This window comes from Paenibacillus terrisolis, from assembly GCF_056171975.1.
Genome location: NZ_JBKFGG010000005.1, coordinates 21,368 through 42,289 on the forward strand (window position 1 = coordinate 21,368; position 20,922 = coordinate 42,289).

The following is a 20,922-nucleotide window of genomic DNA, read 5'->3' on the forward strand; positions in this document are numbered from 1 at the left end:
AAGTTCATGGAGGGAAATGGAGAGAGGGGCAGGTGACTTGGTATGCGCAACCCTTGTGTAGCCCACCGCGGCTTCTCCGGCATAGCTCCGGAGAATACGCTGGCAGCCGTCAAGCTTGCTATGGAGGAACCGGAAGTTCATTGGGTGGAAGTTGACGTTCAGCTGTCAAAGGACGGTGTTCCCCTGCTGATTCACGACTATACGCTAAATCGGACGACGAACGGGCGCGGGCCGGTTAAGGCCAAAACCTGGGCCGAACTGCAGGAACTGGACGCGGGAAGCTGGAAGTCCAAGACTTATGCGGGAGAACGTCTGCCTAGCCTGGATGATTTTTTGGATTTGATTCGCGGACGGATGAAGGCCAACATCGAAATCAAAACGCAAGGCGATTTGTATCCGGGCATCGAGGAGAAAGTCATTGAAGCTGTAAAACGGCGGCACATGGAGGAAAACGTTGTATTAACTTCTTTTGAACCGCGCGTATTGGCTAAGGTAAAAGAGATATGCCGAGGCATTCGCACGGGGCTTATCATCGAAGGCAATCCAAAGGATTTACTGCTGCGGCTTCAGCTTCTGCACAGCACATTTCTCTCCATCAATTACCGGTATCTGAATGCCGATCTGGCGGTCAAAGCTGCCAAACGCGGCATACAGGTCATGGCTTGGACGATGGATGATGCGCGGAGATTGCGCCGTATCGCGGCGATGCACCCGAATATTCTTTTGTGCACGAACCGCCCGGACATTTGGCGTAAAACTATCGCCGAACGGGCAAGCGGCGCGGAATGAATCTGGCGGTTTGCCCTGATTTGATATACCCTATAAGAGATGCCTCAAACCCAAATACTTATATTATCCAATCGCATATCCGAAAGGAGTCGTCACGATGAGTAAATTAACCGCAAACGTATATTGCGTCGGGCGGAATTACCGGCTGCACGCCGAGGAGCTGGGCAACGAGGTTCCGTCCGAGCCGATGATTTTCCTGAAGCCGTCCCACGCGGTCGTTCCGATGAACGGCGGGGAAGTCGCTCTGCCGGAAGGACGGGGCGAGGTGCATTACGAAGCGGAGTTGGTCCTGCGGATCAGCCGCGATTATAAGCCGGGAATGACGGTGGACGAGCTGGCGGACGTGATGGCGTTCGGAATCGATTTTACGCTGCGGGATGTGCAAAGCGAACTGAAGAAGAAAGGCCACCCATGGACGGCAGCCAAGGGATTCCGGAATTCGGCGCCGCTGACGCCGTATATCGCTTTTCCCGGCGTTTCGGAGCTTGCGAAAGAAGATTTTCTGCTGCGCCAAAATGGTGAAGTCGTACAGCGGGGCAATACAAGCAATATGATCTTCTCCCTGCAGCAAATTGTGGATTACATAGCGGACCGCTATGGTCTGGGCGAAGGAGATTTGATCTTTACGGGAACTCCCGAGGGAGTGGGTCCAGTCCGTCCGGGGGACAAGCTGGAGCTTTCCTATGGCGGTCAAACGCTAGGCAGTTGCAAGATTACAATCGGCGGTCTGTCCGCGGTATGATGAACAGTTGGGTCATTGGGGCGCTATGCGCCCTGATTGTGTCTGCGGCTGCGTTTTGGAAAAGATCCCTGTCCTTGTCGGGCATGCTGGCCGCTTTGATTATGGGGACCGTGTATTACGGGGCCGGAAATTTGTTCTGGTTTGGTATTTTGCTGCTGTTTTTCGTGACTTCCTCGCTGTTCTCCAGGTTTCGCGGCGACCGGAAGCAGGAGCTTGAGAAATCCTACGCCAAAAGCGGAACCCGGGACGCCGGGCAGGTGCTGGCCAACGGAGGACTTGGCATGCTGGCCTGTATCGGCAATTATTTATGGCCGGATCCCGCTTGGGGTTATTTTTTTATCGGGACGTTGGCGGCGGTAACCGCGGATACATGGGCTACGGAATGGGGAGGGCTCAGCCGGAGCGCGCCAAGGTCGGTGCTGACCGGAAAGCGGCTTCCTCCGGGGACGTCCGGGGGCGTTACGCTGCTGGGCAGCTCAGCGGCGCTGGCCGGGGCGGTCATGATCGGCGGCGCTGCCTGGGTGCTGATCCTGTGGACCCGGAGCGCCCCCGGGCTTCCGACGCTCGGACTGTGGAGATGGGGGCTGATCGGCGGGATTTCCGGATTTGCCGGGGCTTTCGTCGACTCCTTTCTTGGGGCTACCTTGCAGCGTATGTACCATTGCCAGGTGTGCGGCAAAAGCGTGGAAGTCAAGACGCATTGCGGGCATGAGACGGTTGCGGAGCGGGGATTCGCCTGGATGAACAACGATATGGTCAATTTGCTGAGTTCTCTGGCGGCCGGAGGGCTGGCTTTGGGAATCGGGATGCTGCTGTAAAGAAAGGAACATTCATGAATATATTGACGGTTGAACATATTACCAAAAGTTACGGCGAAAAAGTGCTGTTTGAGGATGCATCCTTCGGCATGGAGGAAAACGATAAAATCGGCGTGATCGGCGTCAACGGAACGGGCAAATCGACGTTTCTGCGGGTGATTGCCGGACTTGAGCCGCCGGATGACGGGCGCGTGGCCAAAAACCGGGATACGCGGATTACTTTTTTGGCGCAAAATCCCGATTTCGATCCGGACATTTCCGTGCTGCGCGGCGTGTTTCAAGGAGGCGGGCCCGAGCTAGAAGTCGTTTCTTCCTACATGGAAGCTGAGGAAGAACTTGCGCTGCAGCCGGATAATGCAGAGCTTCAGGCCAAAGTTTCAAAGCTTGGACAGGACATGGACCGCCTGCAGGCATGGACCTTGGAAAGCGAAGCGAAAAGCGTGCTGAACAAGCTGGGCATCTCCGATTTCAGTCAGAAGATGGGCAGCTTGTCCGGCGGACAGCGCAAACGGGTCGCCCTAGCGTCCGCTTTGATCATCCCTTCCGAACTGCTGATCATGGACGAACCGACGAACCATATCGATAACGATTCCGTGGCTTGGCTGGAGTCCTACCTGCAAAAACGCCGCGGGGCGCTGCTTTTGATCACGCATGACCGTTACTTTTTGGACCGGGTGTGCAATGTGATGCTGGAGCTGGATCATGGACGCTTGTTCAGATATGAGGCGAATTACAGCCGGTTTCTGGAACTGAAAAGCGAACGCGAAGAGCGGGAAGCCTCCGCGGAACAAAAGCGGCAGAACCTGTTTCGTAACGAGCTGGCCTGGATTCGCCGCGGGGCCAAAGCCCGCTCGACGAAGCAAAAGGCGCGGATCGAACGGTTCGAAAAGCTGCAAAACGCTAAAACGGAATATAAAAACGACACGCTGGACATTTCGGTGGCTTCGACTCGGCTAGGCCGGAAAATCGTGGAGATCGAAGGGATGCGCAAGTCCGTCGGAGGGCGGCTGCTGATCGGAGATTTAACCTACACTGCCGTACCGGGCGACCGTGTCGGAATCGTGGGACCAAACGGCAGCGGCAAGTCGACGCTTTTGAACATGATTGCCGGGCGAATCGAACCTGATCTAGGGACGATCGTGGTCGGACAGACCGTGAAGCTGGGGTATTTTACCCAGGAACATCAGGAGATGGACGAGAAGCAGCGCGTGATCGAATACATCAAAGACGAAGCCGAGGTTGTTACGACGGCGGACGGCTCGCGGATTACGGCCGCGCAAATGCTGGAGCGGTTTTTGTTCCCGCCGGCCATGCAGTGGACCCCGATCGCGAAGTTGTCGGGAGGCGAGAAGCGGCGTTTATATTTGCTGCGCGTTCTGATGGGTGCTCCAAACGTTTTGCTGCTGGACGAACCGACCAACGACCTGGATATCCAGACGCTGACCGTGCTGGAAGCTTATCTCGACGAGTTCCCCGGCGCCGTTTTCGTAGTCTCGCACGACCGTTATTTTCTTGATCGGACTGTCGATAAAATCATGGCTTTCGAGGGCGGCGGAGTTGTGGCCGTGCATGTCGGAGATTACAGCGACTACGAGGAGCGTGTGAACGCGGGCGGCCTGACGGCAGCGCCAGGAGACGGGAAGGGAGCGGGGACGGGCGCAAGTTCTGCGGGTGCGGGCTCCGCAGGAAGCGGCGGGTCCGGCTCGGCCTCAAACGCAGCATCCTCCTCCGATGGGACCTCCGGAAGAGCTTCTACACGGAGCGAAAAGCTCAAGTTCAGCTATAACGAGCAGCGGGAGTACGAGGCTATCGACGGCATGATCGAGGCTGCCGAACAGCTTCTGCAGAAGTTGTCCGTTGAAATGGAATCCTCGGCAAGCGATGCCGGCACGCTTCAGGAGCTGATGCAAAAGCAGCAGGAGGCGGAAGCGGAGCTCGAGCGCCTGATGGACCGCTGGGCGTACCTGAACGAACTGGCGGAGAAAATCGAAGCTCAGAAAAATTCTTGAGCTTGAGGTCCGGGCCTGAACTTGAATGATCCGCGTAACCGAGCCGAACTATGTTGCGTACTATGCCCCGGGGGAAGTGTCCCGGGGCTTTTTATTTTGTGTGAATATGGCGGTAGTTACCGTTGGGATAGATTCACATTGGGTTGCTGGCGGACCAGAGTAACTTGAAGGGCGATTCCTTCCTGTGGGGGATGCACTAACGGACTCAAAAGACGTTATTCGGGTAAAAAAGACGGTTTAGAGATTTTAACGGACTCCAGTGTCCTTATTTCTACAAAAAAGGCCCAAGTGTGTTCAATTAATCCTAATAAGGGCTATTCGATCCGTTAGAATCCGAAACAGCGCCTAAAAGGAAAATAAGGAATGTGGAGTCCGTTGGAACTTTAATGGGGCGGAGCCAGCTGGAAAAATCGGCTGAATCAACAAGAAACACCTGCGAAACATTGGCAAGCGGACCTGGGAAAGCCAGCGAAATATCGCGCAATTTCACGCGGAACTTTTGCTCCTTCCACGAAATGAACACATAAGACCGCTGGCAGGTGAATATTTTTATGATATAATACTAGCCGAGCCTTGAATCTATGAAAATTGAAATTACAGTTGGCAGAAAACTCTTCGCATGAAGGGTCTTTTATTTTTCCCGCTGATATATTCATATGTTCTTATCTATGAAACGACAACTTTGATAAAAAAGATGTGATGATGTGGTTAGCTCAGCAGAGTTAAGAAACAGAACGGATGGATTTTTGCATAAGCATTTTTCCGGCAATTCGATGGATTACCGGCAGATCATTGCGCTTATGTTCCCGATTTTGATCGACCAGGCGTTCATTATATGCCTGAACCTTTTTAATACCGCCATGATCAGTTCTTCCGGCGTGGCGGCGGTGAGTGCGGTCAATATGGTGGATTCGCTCAATATTTTTCTCATCAACGTTTTTGTGGCCGTATCTACCGGGGGAACGGTCGTGGTCGCGCAGTATAAAGGCAGCCGGAATGATCAGATGGTGTCCAAAGCCTCGGCCGGCTCCGTCTCTTCGGTGTTCCTGCTGTCCTTTGCCATCAGCTTGTTCGTGATTGTGCTGCATGGCCCGACCTTGAACCTGTTGTTCGGTTCGGCTGACGCCGATGTGCTGGAGAGCGCCAGAACGTATTTGATCGGCAGCGGCGTTTCCTTTGCGGGGATTGCGGTTACCGAGGCGGTCTGCGGCGTGCTGCGGGGCGTCGGGAAAACGCGGGCCTCGCTGATGCTGTCCCTGATCATGAACGTGACGTACGTGCTGCTGAATTTTGTGTTTATCAATGTGGCCCATATGGGCGTGCTTGGCATGACTATCTCGATCAATATCGCCAGATACGCGGGAGCGGTCTGCGCGATTTATTATCTGGTCAGAATGGAGACCTCGATTCATTTCCGGATCAAAGAGACGCTGCGGGTCAACATGGCTATGCTAAAAAAGATTCTGTTTATCGGTTTGCCGTTTGCGGCGGAGCAGATGTTCTTCAACGGCGGAAAAATTTTGACGCAGATTTTCATCGTCGGACTCGGAACCTACGCGATAGCGACCAATGCGATCTGCGCCTCGATTGCGGGCGTGATTCAGATTCCGGCCAACGCCTTGTCCATCACGATCGTGACGGTGGTTGGCCAATGCATCGGGCGGCGAGACATTGATGACGCCAAAAAACTTATCCGTTCCTTTATTTGGCTGTCGTCGCTCACTTTCATCATTATGGGCGTGATTATCATGCCGTTATTTTATCCGCTGGTCGCTTTGTTCCACCCGCCTGCCGAAATCGTGGACGACATCTTCAACATATTGCTGGTCAACACCTTGGCGTCGATACCGCTCTGGTCGATCAGCTTCATCACGCCTTCCGCGCTTCGGGCTGCGGGTGACGCCAAATATACCTCTGTCGTCTCCATGCTCTCCATGTGGCTGTTCCGCGTCGTGCTTGGCTATATACTCGCCGTGGTTCTGCCGTTTGGTGTCTTCGGGGTCTGGCTGGCCATGGATTGCGAATGGGGGATCAGAGGGGTTGTATTTTTGAGGCGTTTCCGCAGGAAAAAGTGGTATCAGCATCGGTTGATCGAGGATGCCGCCTAAGATTAGTCGGGTAGCCTAACACTCTGTGAATAGTCGAGAGTATCGCATCTTAACATAATAAAAACCGCCTGAGAGCCAGGTTCAAAGCTCTCAGGCGGTTTTCTTTTTTAACAGAGGACGCCGTTCGCGATGGACATCATCAGCTTGATCCGGTTGATTTGATTGACTTCGCTGGCTCCGGCGTCGTAATCGATGGCGGCAATGTTGGCGTTCGGATACAGTTCCTTCAGCCCCTTTACCATGCCGCGTCCCGTAATATGATTCGGCAGGCAGGCAAACGGCTGGATGCATACGATGTTGTCTACGCCGTGATCCAGGAGCTCCATCATTTCCGCCGTGAGGAACCAGCCCTCGCCCATCTGGTTGCCGACGGAGACGAGACGGCCGGCTTTTTCGGCCAGCGCATAAATGCTCTCCGGAGCATGCAGGAAGCGGCTGGATTCCAGCGCCTGGCGAACCGGCTTGCGGTACATTTCCAAGTAACGGATGGCCATCGGATTAAGGAAACCGAGCCACTTGCTTTTCCCCAAATTTTCCGCTTTGTAAATCGGGTTGTACAGGCAGTAGAACAGGAAATCGAGAAAATCGGGAACCACCGCTTCGCCGCCTTCGGATTCGATAACTTGAACGATCTGGTTGTTGGCGTCGGGATGGAATTTGATCAGGATTTCTCCGACAATGCCCACCTTAGGCTTGGATGCTCCCGTGATCGGCAGTGCTTCGAATTCCGAGACCATCCTGCGGATATGATCCTTGTACTGCCAGAACGTAAAGTTCTCGAGCGAATGCTTGCACAGCTGCATCCATTTGCGGAACAGTAGCTCCGTATCTCCGGCCCGAAGCTCGTATGGGCGGAAGCGGTACAGAAGACGCATCAACAGGTCGCCGTAACAGGCCGCGGCGATCAGCCGGTTGATCGTTTTCAGGCTAAGCTTGAAGCCGGGCTGATTTTCCATGCCCGAGGCGTTCAGCGAAATCACTGGAATTTGCTCCATGCGGGCTTCCTTCAGCGCCTTGCGAAGCAAGGCGATATAATTGGTTGCCCGGCACCCGCCGCCGGTCTGGGTCAATATCACCGCCGTACGGTCCGGATCGCAATCTCCGCTCTGCAACGCAGCCATGATTTGCCCGATCGTCATAATGGCCGGGTAGCAAGCGTCGTTGTTGACGAACTTCAGCCCTTCGTCCGTCGCTTCCTTGCTGGCTCTCTCCAACACCTTGAGCCGGTAACCGGCATCTTGAAACACGGTTTCGAACAATTCGAAATGGATCGGCGAGAGCTGCGGGGCGAGAATCGTATAATGGCTTTTCATATCTTTCGTAAAAGACGCCCGCGCGGCCGGAGCAGCCGGGATGCTTGCGGCAACCTGCGCCTGCTCCCGCTCCTTCATGGCCGCCAGCAGGGAACGCAGCCGAATGCGCGCCGCTCCCAGGTTGCTGATTTCATCCACTTTAATGAGCGTGAACGTTTTACCGTGCCGCTCCAAAATCTCCTGAATCGTATCGGCGGTGATAGCGTCGATACCGCAGCCGAACGAGGTGAGCTGAACCAGCTCGAGATCGCTCCGTTCGCTGACAACGTAAGCGGCGCGGTACATCCGGCCGTGATACGTCCATTGGTTGACGACCGGCAGCGGATTTTTGACCGATCCGAGATGGCAAACGGAATCCTCGGTCAGCACCGCCAGCCCCAGGCCGGTGATCAGTTCGGCGATGCCGTGGTTGATCTCCGGATCGGTGTGATACGGGTGCCCGCATAGCACCACCCCCTTAGTTCCGGTTTGCTCCAGCAAGTGCAGCGTTTCTTCGCCTTTGGCCTGGATATCGTCCTTGGCACGCCGGGCTTCCGACAAAGCCGTTTCCACGGCTGCGGTCAGTTCCTCCCTGGGAATGGCGGGGAAGGTGTCCTGCAGCGTCTTCTTAAGCGCCGGAACGTTGTCGATGTTCAGGAACGGGCTGACCAGCGGAATGCCGCTTTCCTTCAGTCCGTCCATATTCGTGCGGATGACCTCGGGATACGAGGCTACCACCGGACAGTTGAAGTGGTTGTCGGCGGAGGCGTCCTCTTTTTTCTCATACACGACAGCAGGGTAGAAGATGAAATCCACCTTGCTTTGGAGCAGGCTGTGGATATGCCCGTGCGCGAGTTTCGCCGGATAGCAGACCGACTCCGAAGGGATCGTCTCCATTCCGCTTTCATAGAGCTTTTTGGACGATTTGGGAGAAAGCACGACCCGGTACCCCAGCTTCGTAAAAAAGGTGTGCCAGAAGGGATAGTTCTCGAACATGTTGAGCACGCGCGGCAGTCCGACGGTTCCGCGCGGCGCGTTCTCCGGCGCAAGCGGGACATAATTAAATATCCGGTCGTATTTGTATTCCACAAGGTTCGGCAGTTCGTTCTTGATTTTTTTCTGTGTCGCTCCCCGTTCGCAGCGGTTCCCGCTTACATGGAAGCTTTTATCGGGAAACCGGCTGATCGTCATCGCGCAGTTGTTGCTGCAGAGGGAGCAGCGGGCATGCGACACCTCGTAGGTGAACGAGTCCAACTCATCCGGCGGCAGCAAACGGCTGATTCCGGCGCCGTCATATTGTTCACCGGCGAGGAGAGCGCAGCCGTAGGCGCCCATCATTCCGGCGATGTCGGGACGTACGACCTCTCTGCCGATGAGGTTCTCGAAAGCCCGCAGAACGGCGTTATTGTAAAATGTTCCGCCCTGCACGACGATATGCCGTCCGAGTTCTTCGGGGTTGCGGACCTTGATTACTTTTTGCAGCGCGTTTTTGATGACGGAATAAGCGAGCCCGGCGGACAAGTCGGACAGAGAGGCGCCTTCCTTTTGCACCTGCTTGACCTTCGAGTTCATGAATACCGTGCAGCGTGATCCCAAATCAACCGGATGGGTCGATTTCAGGGCCTGCTCGGCAAATTCCGCGATTCCGATCCCCAGCGCGCCGGCGAAGCTTTCCAGAAAAGAACCGCATCCCGCGGAGCAGGCTTCGTTCAGCATGAGGCTGTCGATGGCGCCGCCGCGGATTTTGATGCATTTCATGTCCTGGCCGCCGATATCGAGGATAAAATCGACGTCCGGCATGAAGTGAGAGGCTGCTTTGTAATGGGCTACCGTCTCGACTTCGCCGGCATCGATGCGGAATGCGGTTTTGACGAGCCCTTCGCCGTACCCCGTGACGCAGGAGCGGGCGATGAAGCAGCCGCTTGGCAGCAGTGCGTACATCTCGTGCAGCGCCTCCGAAAGGGAAGCCAAAGGATTGCCTTTGTTGCTGCCGTAATAGGTATGTAAAATACGGTTGTCGATATCGGTCAAAACCAGCTTCGTCGTTGTCGAACCCGCGTCGATTCCGAGAAAGCAAGGGCCGCTGTAGCCGGCCAGATCCGCGCGCGAAGCGGTTGCAAGCGCGTGGCGTTCGCGGAAGGCGTCAAACTCCCGCTCATCCGTAAACAGCGGCGGAAGCAGTGCATCCTTGTTGCGTCCGGCGGCGAAATCGGCAGACTCCAGACGCAGCAGCCATTCGGTCAGCGGTTTCGGCGCTTCCGTGGCGCTGTGCAGACTGGAGCCGATGGCCACAAAGTATTGGGCATTGTCGGGAAAGACAACATCGTCCTCCGCCAGATTCAGCGTTGCCGCAAAGCGCTCCCGAAGCTGCGGCAGAAACGTCAGCGGTCCGCCAAGAAAGGCGACCTTGCCGCGAATCGGCCGGCCGCAAGCAAGCCCGGTGATTGTCTGCGTAACGATGCTTTGAAAAATCGATGCGGCGATATCCTCGCGCCGCGCCCCTTCGTTCAGCAGCGGCTGCACGTCGGTTTTGGCGAAAACCCCGCAGCGGGAAGCGATAGGGTAAATCGTTGTGTGGCGACCGGCCAATTCGTCCAGACCGGCAGGGTCGGTCTCAAGCAGCGCCGCCATCTGGTCGATGAATGCTCCGGTTCCGCCGGCGCAAGCATTGTTCATCCGCTGCTCGATGCCGCCGCGGAAGTAGATGATCTTGGCGTCCTCACCGCCGAGTTCAATCGCGGTGTCCGTTTCCGGCGCCGCATGTTTGATCGCTTTCGTGCAGGCTACGACCTCCTGCAGAAACGGAATGCCGGCCAGCTCCGACAGCTGCAGGCCCGAAGACCCGCTGATGCACACGCTGGCCTCCGCGTCTGGAAAACGGCCGATCACATCACGCCATAGCGAGATGACGGATGATTTGATATCCGAAAAGTGACGGACATACTCCTGATGGACGATCGACATGCCGTGCATGGCGATGATTTTTGCCGTGGTGGATCCTATATCAAGCCCGATATGAAGCAGCATTTTGTCTCACCTGTCTCCCATTTGAATTGCACATCGTTGTCAAATAACGGTTACAATATCGATTTTTGCATGACAGCCTCTTCGGCCCCGGAAAACTTGTCGCGGATCGTCTGCAGCGAGCGTAAAAACACAGCGAGCTGCTCCGGTGGGAAATCGTTGAGAATCCTCACGAACATGCGGTTGCGCTTGTCGATCATCTCGTTCAGCACGATTCTTCCATGCTCAGTAATTTCAATCCAACATATGCGTTTATCTACGTGATCTTTCGTCCGGATCAGCAGGCCTTCCTGTACCATCTTATTCACGGCGATCGTATTTGCGCTGGAGGAGAGGCCGACCTGTTCGGCAATTTGCGACACCATGCATTTTCCGTTTCGATTGACGGCGAGCAGAATGAAAAACTTGCTGGGCAAAATATTGTCCCCGTCGTTAAAAAACAATTTGCCCATACTGTGGGCGATATCGAGCGTTGTTTCGCAGATCCCGACGACGACGTCCAAGTGGTCTTCCATGCCGATCACAACCTTTCCGACTTCAAAAAAGTTTTACGATAAAACTTTATACTCAAACCATATCACCGGAAAAAGGGAGGGAGATATTAAAAAAGTAACAGCGGACGGGCATTTTGGGTTTGAAGGACGTCTATGTTTTGTCGTTTGATAACCGGGCTAAAGAGGATAAAAGGTTTTTGGAAGTTGGCGGAAGCGAATGATCGCTACTGCAGGATGTCATTGAGGAAGCAGCGGATCTTTCTTTCCCGAAAATAAAAAAAGCACAGGGCAATGCCAACCGGCACGGCTACCCTGTGCTTTTTTCGCTTTTTGGCCGAGTATAATACATTCAAAACTGCAAAAAGCCCGCTCATTTTCTCTTACCTGATCACGATCACCTGCCGCAAATCCCGTGAGTCGCCGTTCAGCTTGGCTTCGGCCGCGTTCATTTGGGCGGAACCATCGCCATCGAGGAAAATGCCTTCCTTACCGACTGCCGGGGCGACGTTCTCCAGGATGGCTGAGCGAAACTCCTCCGCCGTGCAGCGGGTGGGCGTAACGATCAACCACAGCTTGCCGTTATCGTCATATACAAGGCCGGAGCGGAGCCTGGCTTCGTCCGGGTTCGGCAGGTGTTCCGAAGCGATGGCGGATTTCCAGACGGCATCATCGCGCAGGTTCATGCTGACCCCTCCTTGGGCGAAGTAGCGGCCGCGGTCGGTGACCCGAATCTCCGGAGCGGAGGAGACGACCTGAATGGAGAAGCGACTGGCGGCGCCGTCCCAAACCAGCGTACCGCGGGCATATTTTGCGTTAAACCAACCCGAACCGTATTCGCCCGCTTGCCCTTTTACAGGTTTGTCACCGTTTACCGCAATGGACAATACGGCCTTCTCATAAAAAAATCCGCCGTTGATGCCGTACACACGATACCTGCCCAGCGGCCGGTCCGCCGTCCGAAGCTCCACCCGGTCCGGGTCGGCAGCCAGCATATGCAGCATGACCCCATTGCTCGCCGCTGCTTCGCGGTATGCGTAATCATGGGGCAGGATGAAGCTTTTTCCCCACAGGAGCATGGCCAGCACACCTGTAAAAATAGCCGCCGCCGAAGCGGCGGCCACGATCCAGCGCTTATGTTCAGTCCGCCACATAAGCCCCTAACAGCTTGGCCGTGTTCACGACGGCTTGCGAATGGGTCCGCTCCATCGCGTGGGAGGCGTGAACGCCCGGCCCGATCAGTGCGGCCCGGATATTGTTGCCGCCACGCAAAGCCGCGGAGGCGTCCGATCCGTAATAAGGATAAATATCGACCGCGTACGGAATGCCAAGCTCCTTGGCGAGCTCGATCAGCCTACCGGTCATTTCGTAATCGTACGGGCCGCTGGAGTCTTTGGCGCAGATCGAGACGTCGGTTTCTTTACAGCTCAGGTTGTCGCCCATCGCGCCCATGTCGACAGCGATCATTTCCTGGATGCCTTCCGGTATCCAGGCGGTGCCATGTCCGACTTCTTCATAATTGGAAATGAGGAATACGAGATCATGGCGCGGCGTCCAGCCTTCCCGGCGGCTGGATTCGATCAGGCCGAACAGGGCGGCCACGCTGGCTTTGTCGTCCAGATGACGGGACTTCACGTACCCGCTTAGCGTAACGACCGCCCGGGCGTCGAACGAAATAAAGTCGCCGACGGAGATGCCGAGCTTGAGGACATCGTCTTTATTTTCCGCGATTTCGTCGATCCGCACTTCCATGTGGCTTTCCTCGCGTTTATATTCGCGTGCGTCGGTGTATACGTGAACGGAAGGATGAGCCGATAAAATCGTGCCGGTATAGGTTTTGCCGCCGCGCGTATGAATCAGGCAGTATTCGTTCTCGATGCTGTTCATCATAAATCCGCCAACCGACGTGATGGCCAGAGTGCCGTTCGCGTTCACCGCGCGGACCATGGCGCCCAGCGTATCCACATGGGCGCTGAGCGCAATGCGCCGGGAGGAGTCCTTGCCCGGAAGCGTCAGGACCCCGCCGCCTTTTTCGTTTTGGGCAAACGGAATCCCGAGCGAATGGGCCTCATGCTCAATCATCTTCATGATCTCATGCGTAAAGCCGCTGGGACTTGGGGTATCCAGCAAGGTTTTCAAGAATGATAAAATATAGGATTGGTCGGGATTAATGCTCATTAGTAAAGAAGCCTCCTTTATTGAAAATATTCCAAAGCGTTAAATCCTCAAACCGGATCGCTCGAGGCAGGTTCCGAATTTTTGTCGTCCTGTTTCTTTTTGCCGTTCGTTTTCTCCGGTTCCGGGAACGTATAGCCGGTGGCGTCTTGGATATGTACGAGTTTTTGGTGCAGTGTTTTTACTTCCTTTTGCAGGCGGTACCCCCGGTAAATGCCGAAGGAGCCGACGATGATGCCGCCGAGCAGCACACAGCCGAGGATCAGCAGGATCAGCGGCAGGGTAACGGAGCCGAACAGCAGGTTAACGGGAACCGGGTCGACGTTAATAACCGCAAACACCGCGGTGATCAGGGCAAATACCAGAACCAGAATTAAGGACCACTGAATTTTCATGGGGAAACACCTCCTTGTAAAACAGTATAAAATCCCTTGTCCGTTCCGGGCAAGGGATTTGAAAAACTTAACCTTTGTTTGCAATTTACTTGGTCAATTGCTCCATTTGCTCGATGACGTTTTCGAATACGCTCATCGCTTCGCGAATCGGCTGCGGCGAGGACATGTCAACGCCCGCTTTTTTCAAGATATTGATGGAATAGTCACTGCCGCCGCTCTTCAGGAAGCCGAGGTAACGATCAACCGCGGGTTTGCCTTCCTCAAGGATTTGTTTGGAGAAACTGGTGGCGGCGGAGAAGCCGGTAGCGTATTTGTACACGTAGAAGCTGGTGTAGAAATGCGGGATCCGCGCCCATTCCATTTCGATATCCTGATCGACGGCCATGTCTTTGCCGTGATATTTCACGTTCAAATCGTAGTAGATCGAAGACAGCTCCTGCGGCGTTAGCGAGTCTCCCGCTTCGGCGCGTTCGTGAATGATCTTCTCGAATTCGGCGAACATCGTTTGGCGGAACACGGTTGTGCGGAACTGGTCGGCATAATACGTGAGCAGGTACAGTTTTTGCTTCGGATCGGTGGATTTTTTCAAAAGATAATCCATCAGCAGCGCCTCGTTGGTGGTTGAAGCGACTTCCGCCAGGAAGATCGTATACTGCGCATTGCGGTATTTCAGGGTGTCGTCCGAGAAATACGAATGCAGAGCATGCCCCATTTCATGGGCTAGGGTGAACATGCTGTTCAGATTATCCTTATGGTTCAGCAGCACATAAGGATGCGTGCCGTAAGCTCCCCAGCTGTACGCCCCCGTGCGTTTGCCTTCATTCTCGTAAATGTCGATCCAGCGGTCTTCGAACCCGGAGTGCAGCACTTTGAGATAATCCTCGCCAAGCGGCTGCAATCCTTCTTCCACCATCTTTTTGGCATCCTCATAGGTGATGTCCCATTTGTATTCTTCCACGAGCGGAGCGAACAGATCGTACATGTGCAGTTCATCGACGCCAAGCAGCTTTTTGCGGAGCTTCATGTAGCGCTGAAGCAGCGGCAGACTTTCGTGAATGGTCTCGATCAGGTTCGTGTACACTTCCTTCGGAATGTTGTCGCCGTAGAGGGACATTTCCAGCACGGAAGGATATTTGCGCACGCGGGAGTAAAACATGTTCTTGTTCACGTTGGCGCTCAGCGTTGCGGCAATCGTATTTTTTTGCTTCCCGTAGGTTTCGTATACGGCCTTAAAAGCACGTTGCCGCACTTCGCGATTCGGGCTTTCCAGGAACTGAATATAACTTCCTTGGGTCAAAGCGGCCTCGTTTCCGTTTTCGTCCTTAATTTTCGGAAACTTAAGATCGGCGTTGTTGATCATGCCGTAAATGTTTTGCGGGGCTTGCGACAGGTTGCCGACTTGGGCGAGCAGCGCTTCTTCGGCTTTGCTCAAGACATGTGCTTTTTCGCGTTTGATTTCCTGCAGCGTGAATTTATAATCCGACAACTCCGGATTATCGATGAAGCCGTCAAGCTCCTGCTCCGGCAGCGACAGAATTTCCGGAGTGATGTAGGACAGCGCTTCGCCGACCTCTACGCTGAGTTTTTTGGCCTTTTGCACAAGCGCCTGATATGTAGGGTTGGTCGTGTCTTCATCATGGCTCAGGTGAGCGTACACATACAGCCGTTCGATTTTGAGAGACAGGTCGTCCTCCAGTACGAAAACGGCCTTGATGTTTTGGGCGTTGTTCAGTTTGCCTTCGTATTCGGCAGCTTTGTCTTTTAACGTTTTGAGCTCGTTATAGGATTGGTCCCACGCCTGCTGATCGCGGAACAGATCCTCCAGCTTCCAAGTGTTTTCGGGTCTGACCTCGGAACGTTTCGATAGTGTGCTCATTGGAATCCTCCTTTGATTTGGGTAAGAAGACGCGGATGGTTTTCCGGCGATTTCTCCGGGTATCGCGGCAGACAGCAGACAGCAGGTTAAGAGCAGGGATAATAGACGTTTGGCACGCATACCGGGAATCCTCCCTTTCAATTCGGGAGCCCGAAGTATCCGGAACACCGTGATCGGCGACGGTTCGGGCATTCACCTAGTATGGCCGAATACCGCTCAAATATTTGGCTGACGCTGCCATTTTCCGCGTTGGACTGAATGCGAAATCTTCGCTTCAACTGACTAAGCCAAAAAACTGTAAATGATCAAGCAAAAGGCCGCCGCCACCAGAATGACCGTCGTAAGTGCAAGACCGCGTCTCAGCTTGGGCGGAATGTTGTTTTTGCTCATAATGAGCACGCCTCCCAAAGAGAAAGCGCAGATAATAAAGATGAGAAGACTTGAACTATCCATGTGTTTGAAACTCCGTTCCCTTAAATTATAGAGCCTTCGGCGCCCAGCGTTAAACCTGCTTGAACGCTTCTATAATGCTGTTCCATTCCTCTTCTTTGCCGGTGAATTCCTCTTTCGGAAAACGGTGATTTACCCAATTCATCATAGCGGGCCGGCTTAGAAAGGTATGGGATTCCTCCCCCCATTGATCGGAGATTTCCCGGAGGACGATATATTTTCCCTGGACCTCTACCGTCATCATATTCCATTTGTCTTTTTTGTATATTTCGTGTTTTTTGATCATCGATGTCTTTCTCCATTCTTTAGCTTAAAATACAGGTGCGTGGGGTGGGGTAAAATACCAATATTTTATGTAAAATGATACCTCAGCCCCTGACGGAAAGCAAATGAAAAACAGGGACGAGCCGCGCTGCTCCCGGAAACTTTAAGGTAATGACACATTGCATTGTCTTTGACCATGGAGTATAATATGGATATTCGTCAATGATGACGATTATTTTTAGGAGGTTGTTCATTTGAAAGGTACAGTTAAATGGTTTAACGCAGAAAAAGGCTATGGCTTTATCCAAGTTGAAGGCGGCGAAGACGTATTCGTGCATTTCTCCGCAATTCAAGGAGACGGATTCAAAACATTAGAAGAAGGCCAAGCTGTTGAGTTCGAAATCACTGACGGCAACCGTGGTCCTCAAGCTGCTAACGTAATCAAATTATAAGATCACTTCCGGCAACGGATCACTTATAAAGTTTGGTTCCAAGCAACGATATGAAAGACACAGCTCTGAATGGGGCTGTGTTTTTTTGTGCCTTTTGACCGATATGCGCTGCAAATGATAATCTGTACATAAAAATAGCGGAAAATGCTTCATGGATTGGTGACAGTCTGTTGTCACCAATCCATTGATATCATAAGGTCGAGCGCGGAGGAGGAACGAAGGGTGAAAAGGATGGACCGGATGATGGCGATCGTCATGGCGCTGCAGCAGCGGCCGGAAACCGCCCAGTCGCTCGCCGGCAAGCTGGAAGTCTCCAAGCGGACGGTGCTGCGCGACATGCAGGCTTTGGCGGAATTGGGCGTTCCGCTTTACGCCTTGTCCGGTCCGGGAGGCGGTTATCGGCTGATGGAAGGATACCGGTTGCCGCCGCTCATGCTGGATCCTGAGGAAGCGCTCTCGGTCCTGCTTGCGCTGGACGGAATGGCCAAGTACAGCGACAGTCCTTTTCAGCGCGCAAGGTGGACGGTTGCGGACAAAATCCGTTCCGCTTTGCCGGAGCAAATGCTGAGCCAAATTGATCCCATGCTTGAACATGTGGAGCTTGAAGTGCCAAACCGGCGCTACAAGACGCCCCATTTGAACGCGCTGATGAAATACGCCGCGGAATCAGACTATGTGCGCGTTCTCTACCGTTCGCAAAATTATCGCAGGGATCTGATTTTGAAGCCGATTCGAGTGTTTGCCGCCCACGGTTTTTGGTACTGCGAAGCTTATTCGTTCCATCATGGCGAGCCCCGAACGTTTCGCGTCGATCGAATCGAGGAGCTTGAAGCGACTTCTCCCCCGCCGGAATTGGCGGAGCAGGGGGGAGGGGCGGCCCATGGAAAGGGGAGTAAGCCGGACGAAGCGATAGCTGAAAGGGAAGATGTCCGAATCCTCGTCAAGCTAACCTATCGTGGCGCGTTGCGGGCCGAGCAGGATGAGCATTTCGGCCATCTGGTGCAGCAGATAAGCGATGAAGAGTGGAAGCTGGACTTTTTGCTGCCGAGCTCGGAATGGAACTGGGTGATCGGATTCTTTTACGCAATGGGTCTGGATGCCGAGGTACTGGAGCCCCGGCGGCTTCGTGATGAAATCGCCGAGCGGGCCGCAGGCGTAGTCCGGCGTTACGGCAATAAAACGTGACTGGGAGTGTGTTCCATGAAATGGAATCAACAACAAGTGCTGGCGGAAAGGCTGATCAGACAAGGATTGACGCATCCGCTTGAGGATTGGGAAGACGAGGAAGCCTATCTCGAACGGTTTCGGAGACTGCAGCCGATGGCCCCGGTCCATTTTACCCGTCCGGGAGACCCGCCCAAGCTCGTTCATCGAACCTTTTATGACGACATGGAAATGTCCTCTTCATTGAGGGAGCGGCATCGGCTGATTAAGGGCAGGTTCCAGGGAGGCCGCGTCGGTTACGTGCTGGAGGAGGATTTACGGCTTTACGCGCCGGCGTTCAGGAAGACGCCGGCGGTGTTTAAGCAGATCCACGAAGACGTGATGATTGCGGTTAGAGGCGCCGGCGGGTTGACCAAGGAACAGTTGAAGGAAGAGCTCGACTACCCGGCGGGGGAGATCGGGAAAGCGCTGCAGGATTTGCAGATAGCTTTTCTGCTGTTCGAAGAGCAGACGGATACCGACTGGGATACGGGATGGCTGGAATTTGCCGAAGAGTGGTTTGAAGTGCCGGCGGATGAAGAAGGCAGGAATGAAGCGATCTCGGAAGTGATCGTCCGGTTTACGGATGCGATGGTATTTGCCACGGAGAAGCAAATCAAGAGCTGGAGCGAACTGCCCATCAAAACGATTGGAAACGCCGTCGCAAAGCTGATTGACGAAGGCCGTCTGGTTCGGACCGAGGTCGAAGGCATGGGAACGGGCTTGATGCATCCCTCGGACTTGGCTTCCCCTGGAAACGCTAAGGGAGACCCGGAAATCCCGCGCCGTGCATATATGCTGGATAAGTCGGATTTTCTCGTTCGCGCCGATATGGACGAGCTAAAACCCCGCTACAAGGGAAAGGAAGTGCTGCAGTTTTTACTTATTGACGGATTCTTTAGAGGAGTCATTTTGGGTCATTGGCGGATCGGCCCCTATGATGTGGATGATATTGTAGTCGAACTGCCCGCGGAAGAAGCGAAAGAGCGAAAGGATGAAATCATCGCCGCAGTGCGGAAAGTCTATAGTCCCAAGTATCACGGCATACTGAAGTATAACGGCTCCGAGATCAGCGAATGAAAAATATCGAATTTCGAGGAGGAAAGACGATGACGAACAAGGAAGCGAAGGTTCTGGAGCGAGGAAAGACATTTGTGTACGGGAATGCGAGATTGCTCGACCGGATGCGGTATGCCTATCATTTTGAAGGCGGATCGAAAGAAGATGTGCTGAAAGCGCTGCAGGCGTATCAAAATGCGGACGGAGGCTTCGGCAACGCGCTGGAATGCGACTTGCGCGGTCCGCACAGCCAAACGGTGGCAACGGAAATGGCTCTGCACATCATCCGCGAAGTGGATGGTTTTGATACCGGGATGTTGGACGGAGTGAAAGCGTATTTGTCGCTGATGACAATTGAAGGAGGCGGTCTGCCGCGGGCGACTACACAGGTGAACGCTTATCCCCACGGGCCGTGGTGGACGACGGAGGAAGACGGAATCCCTTCGCTGAACCCTACCGGAAGCATTATCGGGACATTGCTGGGTCAGCAAGTGCGCACGGACTTTTTCTCGGAAAGCTGGTTTATCAGCAACATATCTTTTGTCTGGCAGTGCCTGGAGAACGGTCTTCCCGGCGAATATCACGAGGCCATGCAGTGGATCTCGTTCCTGGAGCATGTTCCGGATCGCGAACGAGCGGCTGAGTTGCAGTCGCGGCTGGATGAATGGCTCGCCGGCCCCAAAGGCATCGAACGAAATCCCAAGGCGGAAGGTTATGTTCATAAAGTGCTGGATTACGCACCTGCTCCGGGAAGTTATGCGTCCAAGCTAATGTCGGCGGAGGAAGTGAACCGGCATCTGGATTGGCTGCTGGAGACGCAGCAGGAGGACGGAGGCTGGCCAATCAGCTTTCCGGAGACCAGCCCGGCTGCCGGACTGGAATGGCGGGGGATGATCACCGTGGACCGCCTAAAGACGCTGCGGGCGTACGGAAGGATTTGATCGGGCAGACGTGAAAAGTGCCGGATAACAATTCAAAAAGCCCCGCCGAACCGGCGGGGCTTTCATCTGTTTTCTGTGTTCAATTCAATGTTAAGGACTACTCCACGATTCGCAGAATTTCCGATACTTCCTTGCGCGGAACGGCTTTAGGCGAGACTGCGGGATGTCCTAACGCGATAACCATATTGACACCCCGGTTCGCGGGAATGTCGAGAAACTCGCGCAGCCGCTCTTCGGCCAGGAGCACCGGTCCCGTCATCGGGCAGGTCGCGAGTCCCTTGGCGTGGGCGGCGAGCATGAGGTTTTCCGCGGCCAGACAGCTGCTCTTTAAGCCTTCCTCTTCCCACACCTTCGGCTCCACAAACGAGATAGGATCGAAGATCTTGTCGCGGAACTTGGAGGTATACGGCGTGGAAAGGCAGACGATCAGCGCGGGGGCGCCTGAAAATGCCGTAGCGTATGGACCAAACGATTTCACGAGCAGCTTGGCCTCACGCTCGAGACCTTGCTGCGCGGCAAGGACGGCCTTCTCATGAAGCTTTTCCCAAGTGAACGCTTCAATTTGCTTGATTTTCTCCCGGTTAAGGATGGCGATAAACTCCCAAGTCTGCGAATTCGTATCGCTTGGGGCGTATCTTGCGCTGTCGACGATATCTTCGAGATCGGCCAAGCTAATCTTCTCTTCGGTAAAATCCCGGATGCTGCGGCGGGTCTTGATCACCTCTTGAAAATCTGCAAAATCCATCTTAATTCCACCTGCTTTACTAAATTTAACACCAGGTACTATAATCTGATAATAAACTTGATGATAATTATTATAGCTTATCACGCATG

Annotated in this window: 17 protein-coding genes; 9 read left to right on the plus strand and 8 right to left on the minus strand. The window is 54.1% G+C overall.

Annotation, left to right across the window (positions count from 1 at the left end; genetic code table 11):
• Positions 1-42: 42 nt before the first annotated feature.
• The 5 genes from ACI48K_RS05445 to ACI48K_RS05465 all read left to right on the plus strand — a co-directional run bounded on the left by ACI48K_RS05445 (position 43) and on the right by ACI48K_RS05465 (position 6,466).
• Entirely contained in the window at positions 43-789 is a 747-nt protein-coding gene (locus ACI48K_RS05445; protein WP_475026535.1) for a glycerophosphodiester phosphodiesterase, read from the plus strand.
• 97 nt (positions 790-886) lie between these two features.
• Positions 887-1,531 carry a fumarylacetoacetate hydrolase family protein gene (locus ACI48K_RS05450; RefSeq protein ID WP_475026536.1) on the plus strand — a complete coding sequence of 215 codons (645 nt, stop codon included), beginning with the start codon at positions 887-889 and terminating at the stop codon, positions 1,529-1,531.
• Positions 1,528-2,349: a DUF92 domain-containing protein gene (locus ACI48K_RS05455; protein WP_475026537.1), complete on the plus strand. Its 822-nt coding sequence runs from the start codon at positions 1,528-1,530 to the stop codon at positions 2,347-2,349. Before ACI48K_RS05450 ends, ACI48K_RS05455 begins: the two co-directional genes overlap by 4 nt.
• 14 nt (positions 2,350-2,363) lie before the next feature.
• Positions 2,364-4,358, plus strand: coding sequence for an ABC-F family ATP-binding cassette domain-containing protein (locus ACI48K_RS05460; protein WP_475026538.1), 1,995 nt, complete (start codon positions 2,364-2,366; stop codon positions 4,356-4,358).
• Between the two features lie 773 nt (positions 4,359-5,131).
• The gene (locus ACI48K_RS05465) at positions 5,132-6,466 is read left to right on the plus strand and encodes an MATE family efflux transporter (protein WP_475026960.1); all 1,335 of its coding nucleotides are present in this window, start codon (positions 5,132-5,134) and stop codon (positions 6,464-6,466) included.
• A 107-nt stretch (positions 6,467-6,573) separates the two neighbouring features.
• On the opposite strand, the gene ACI48K_RS05470 is transcribed toward ACI48K_RS05465, so the two are convergent.
• From ACI48K_RS05470 to ACI48K_RS05500, 7 genes are all read right to left on the minus strand, one after another.
• Positions 6,574-10,785, minus strand: a complete 4,212-nt coding sequence (locus tag ACI48K_RS05470) for an acyl-CoA dehydratase activase-related protein (protein WP_475026539.1) — start codon at positions 10,783-10,785, stop codon at positions 6,574-6,576.
• A gap of 50 nt (positions 10,786-10,835) precedes the next feature.
• The gene (locus ACI48K_RS05475; protein WP_475026540.1) at positions 10,836-11,297 is read right to left on the minus strand and encodes a MarR family winged helix-turn-helix transcriptional regulator; all 462 of its coding nucleotides are present in this window, start codon (positions 11,295-11,297) and stop codon (positions 10,836-10,838) included.
• A gap of 359 nt (positions 11,298-11,656) precedes the next feature.
• Entirely contained in the window at positions 11,657-12,427 is a 771-nt protein-coding gene (locus ACI48K_RS05480) for a hypothetical protein (protein WP_475026541.1), read from the minus strand.
• Positions 12,414-13,451 carry a M42 family metallopeptidase gene (locus ACI48K_RS05485; protein WP_475026542.1) on the minus strand — a complete coding sequence of 346 codons (1,038 nt, stop codon included), beginning with the start codon at positions 13,449-13,451 and terminating at the stop codon, positions 12,414-12,416. The genes ACI48K_RS05480 and ACI48K_RS05485 overlap by 14 nt, the downstream gene beginning before the upstream one ends.
• A 47-nt stretch (positions 13,452-13,498) precedes the next feature.
• Complete coding sequence (locus ACI48K_RS05490) at positions 13,499-13,843, minus strand: LapA family protein (RefSeq protein ID WP_475026543.1); 345 nt, start codon at positions 13,841-13,843, stop codon at positions 13,499-13,501.
• Between the two features lie 85 nt (positions 13,844-13,928).
• Positions 13,929-15,719 (minus strand): oligoendopeptidase F, encoded by a 1,791-nt coding sequence (gene pepF, locus ACI48K_RS05495; protein WP_475026544.1) that lies wholly within the window; start codon positions 15,717-15,719, stop codon positions 13,929-13,931.
• Between the two features lie 502 nt (positions 15,720-16,221).
• Positions 16,222-16,455, minus strand: coding sequence for a hypothetical protein (locus ACI48K_RS05500; protein ID WP_475026545.1), 234 nt, complete (start codon positions 16,453-16,455; stop codon positions 16,222-16,224).
• Between the two features lie 232 nt (positions 16,456-16,687).
• On the opposite strand from ACI48K_RS05500, the gene ACI48K_RS05505 reads away from it, so the two are divergent.
• From ACI48K_RS05505 to ACI48K_RS05520, 4 genes are all read left to right on the plus strand, one after another.
• Positions 16,688-16,885: a cold shock domain-containing protein gene (locus ACI48K_RS05505; protein WP_018750471.1), complete on the plus strand. Its 198-nt coding sequence runs from the start codon at positions 16,688-16,690 to the stop codon at positions 16,883-16,885.
• A 231-nt stretch (positions 16,886-17,116) separates the two neighbouring features.
• Positions 17,117-18,070 carry a helix-turn-helix transcriptional regulator gene (locus ACI48K_RS05510; RefSeq protein WP_475026961.1) on the plus strand — a complete coding sequence of 318 codons (954 nt, stop codon included), beginning with the start codon at positions 17,117-17,119 and terminating at the stop codon, positions 18,068-18,070.
• A 15-nt stretch (positions 18,071-18,085) separates the two neighbouring features.
• A complete protein-coding gene (locus tag ACI48K_RS05515; RefSeq protein ID WP_475026546.1) occupies positions 18,086-19,168 on the plus strand; it encodes a DNA glycosylase AlkZ-like family protein in 1,083 nt (360 codons plus the stop codon).
• Between the two features lie 29 nt (positions 19,169-19,197).
• Positions 19,198-20,088 (plus strand): hypothetical protein, encoded by an 891-nt coding sequence (locus ACI48K_RS05520; RefSeq protein ID WP_475026547.1) that lies wholly within the window; start codon positions 19,198-19,200, stop codon positions 20,086-20,088.
• A 97-nt stretch (positions 20,089-20,185) separates the two neighbouring features.
• On the opposite strand, the gene ACI48K_RS05525 is transcribed toward ACI48K_RS05520, so the two are convergent.
• A complete protein-coding gene (locus ACI48K_RS05525; RefSeq protein WP_475026548.1) occupies positions 20,186-20,833 on the minus strand; it encodes a nitroreductase family protein in 648 nt (215 codons plus the stop codon).
• Positions 20,834-20,922 lie beyond the last annotated feature (89 nt).

Bases quoted from the DNA above. Each gene is read 5' to 3' on its own strand.
- ACI48K_RS05445 (WP_475026535.1), top strand. From the start codon at position 43: ATGCGCAACCCTTGTGTAGCCCACCGCGGCTTCTCCGGCATAGCTCCG.
- ACI48K_RS05450 (WP_475026536.1), top strand. From the start codon at position 887: ATGAGTAAATTAACCGCAAACGTATATTGCGTCGGGCGGAATTACCGG.
- ACI48K_RS05455 (WP_475026537.1), top strand. From the start codon at position 1,528: ATGATGAACAGTTGGGTCATTGGGGCGCTATGCGCCCTGATTGTGTCT.
- ACI48K_RS05460 (WP_475026538.1), top strand. From the start codon at position 2,364: ATGAATATATTGACGGTTGAACATATTACCAAAAGTTACGGCGAAAAA.
- ACI48K_RS05465 (WP_475026960.1), top strand. From the start codon at position 5,132: ATGGATTACCGGCAGATCATTGCGCTTATGTTCCCGATTTTGATCGAC.
- ACI48K_RS05470 (WP_475026539.1), bottom strand. From the start codon at position 10,785: ATGCTGCTTCATATCGGGCTTGATATAGGATCCACCACGGCAAAAATC.
- ACI48K_RS05475 (WP_475026540.1), bottom strand. From the start codon at position 11,297: ATGGAAGACCACTTGGACGTCGTCGTCGGGATCTGCGAAACAACGCTC.
- ACI48K_RS05480 (WP_475026541.1), bottom strand. From the start codon at position 12,427: ATGTGGCGGACTGAACATAAGCGCTGGATCGTGGCCGCCGCTTCGGCG.
- ACI48K_RS05485 (WP_475026542.1), bottom strand. From the start codon at position 13,451: ATGAGCATTAATCCCGACCAATCCTATATTTTATCATTCTTGAAAACC.
- ACI48K_RS05490 (WP_475026543.1), bottom strand. From the start codon at position 13,843: ATGAAAATTCAGTGGTCCTTAATTCTGGTTCTGGTATTTGCCCTGATC.
- pepF (WP_475026544.1), bottom strand. From the start codon at position 15,719: ATGAGCACACTATCGAAACGTTCCGAGGTCAGACCCGAAAACACTTGG.
- ACI48K_RS05500 (WP_475026545.1), bottom strand. From the start codon at position 16,455: ATGATCAAAAAACACGAAATATACAAAAAAGACAAATGGAATATGATG.
- ACI48K_RS05510 (WP_475026961.1), top strand. From the start codon at position 17,117: ATGGACCGGATGATGGCGATCGTCATGGCGCTGCAGCAGCGGCCGGAA.
- ACI48K_RS05515 (WP_475026546.1), top strand. From the start codon at position 18,086: ATGAAATGGAATCAACAACAAGTGCTGGCGGAAAGGCTGATCAGACAA.
- ACI48K_RS05520 (WP_475026547.1), top strand. From the start codon at position 19,198: ATGACGAACAAGGAAGCGAAGGTTCTGGAGCGAGGAAAGACATTTGTG.
- ACI48K_RS05525 (WP_475026548.1), bottom strand. From the start codon at position 20,833: ATGGATTTTGCAGATTTTCAAGAGGTGATCAAGACCCGCCGCAGCATC.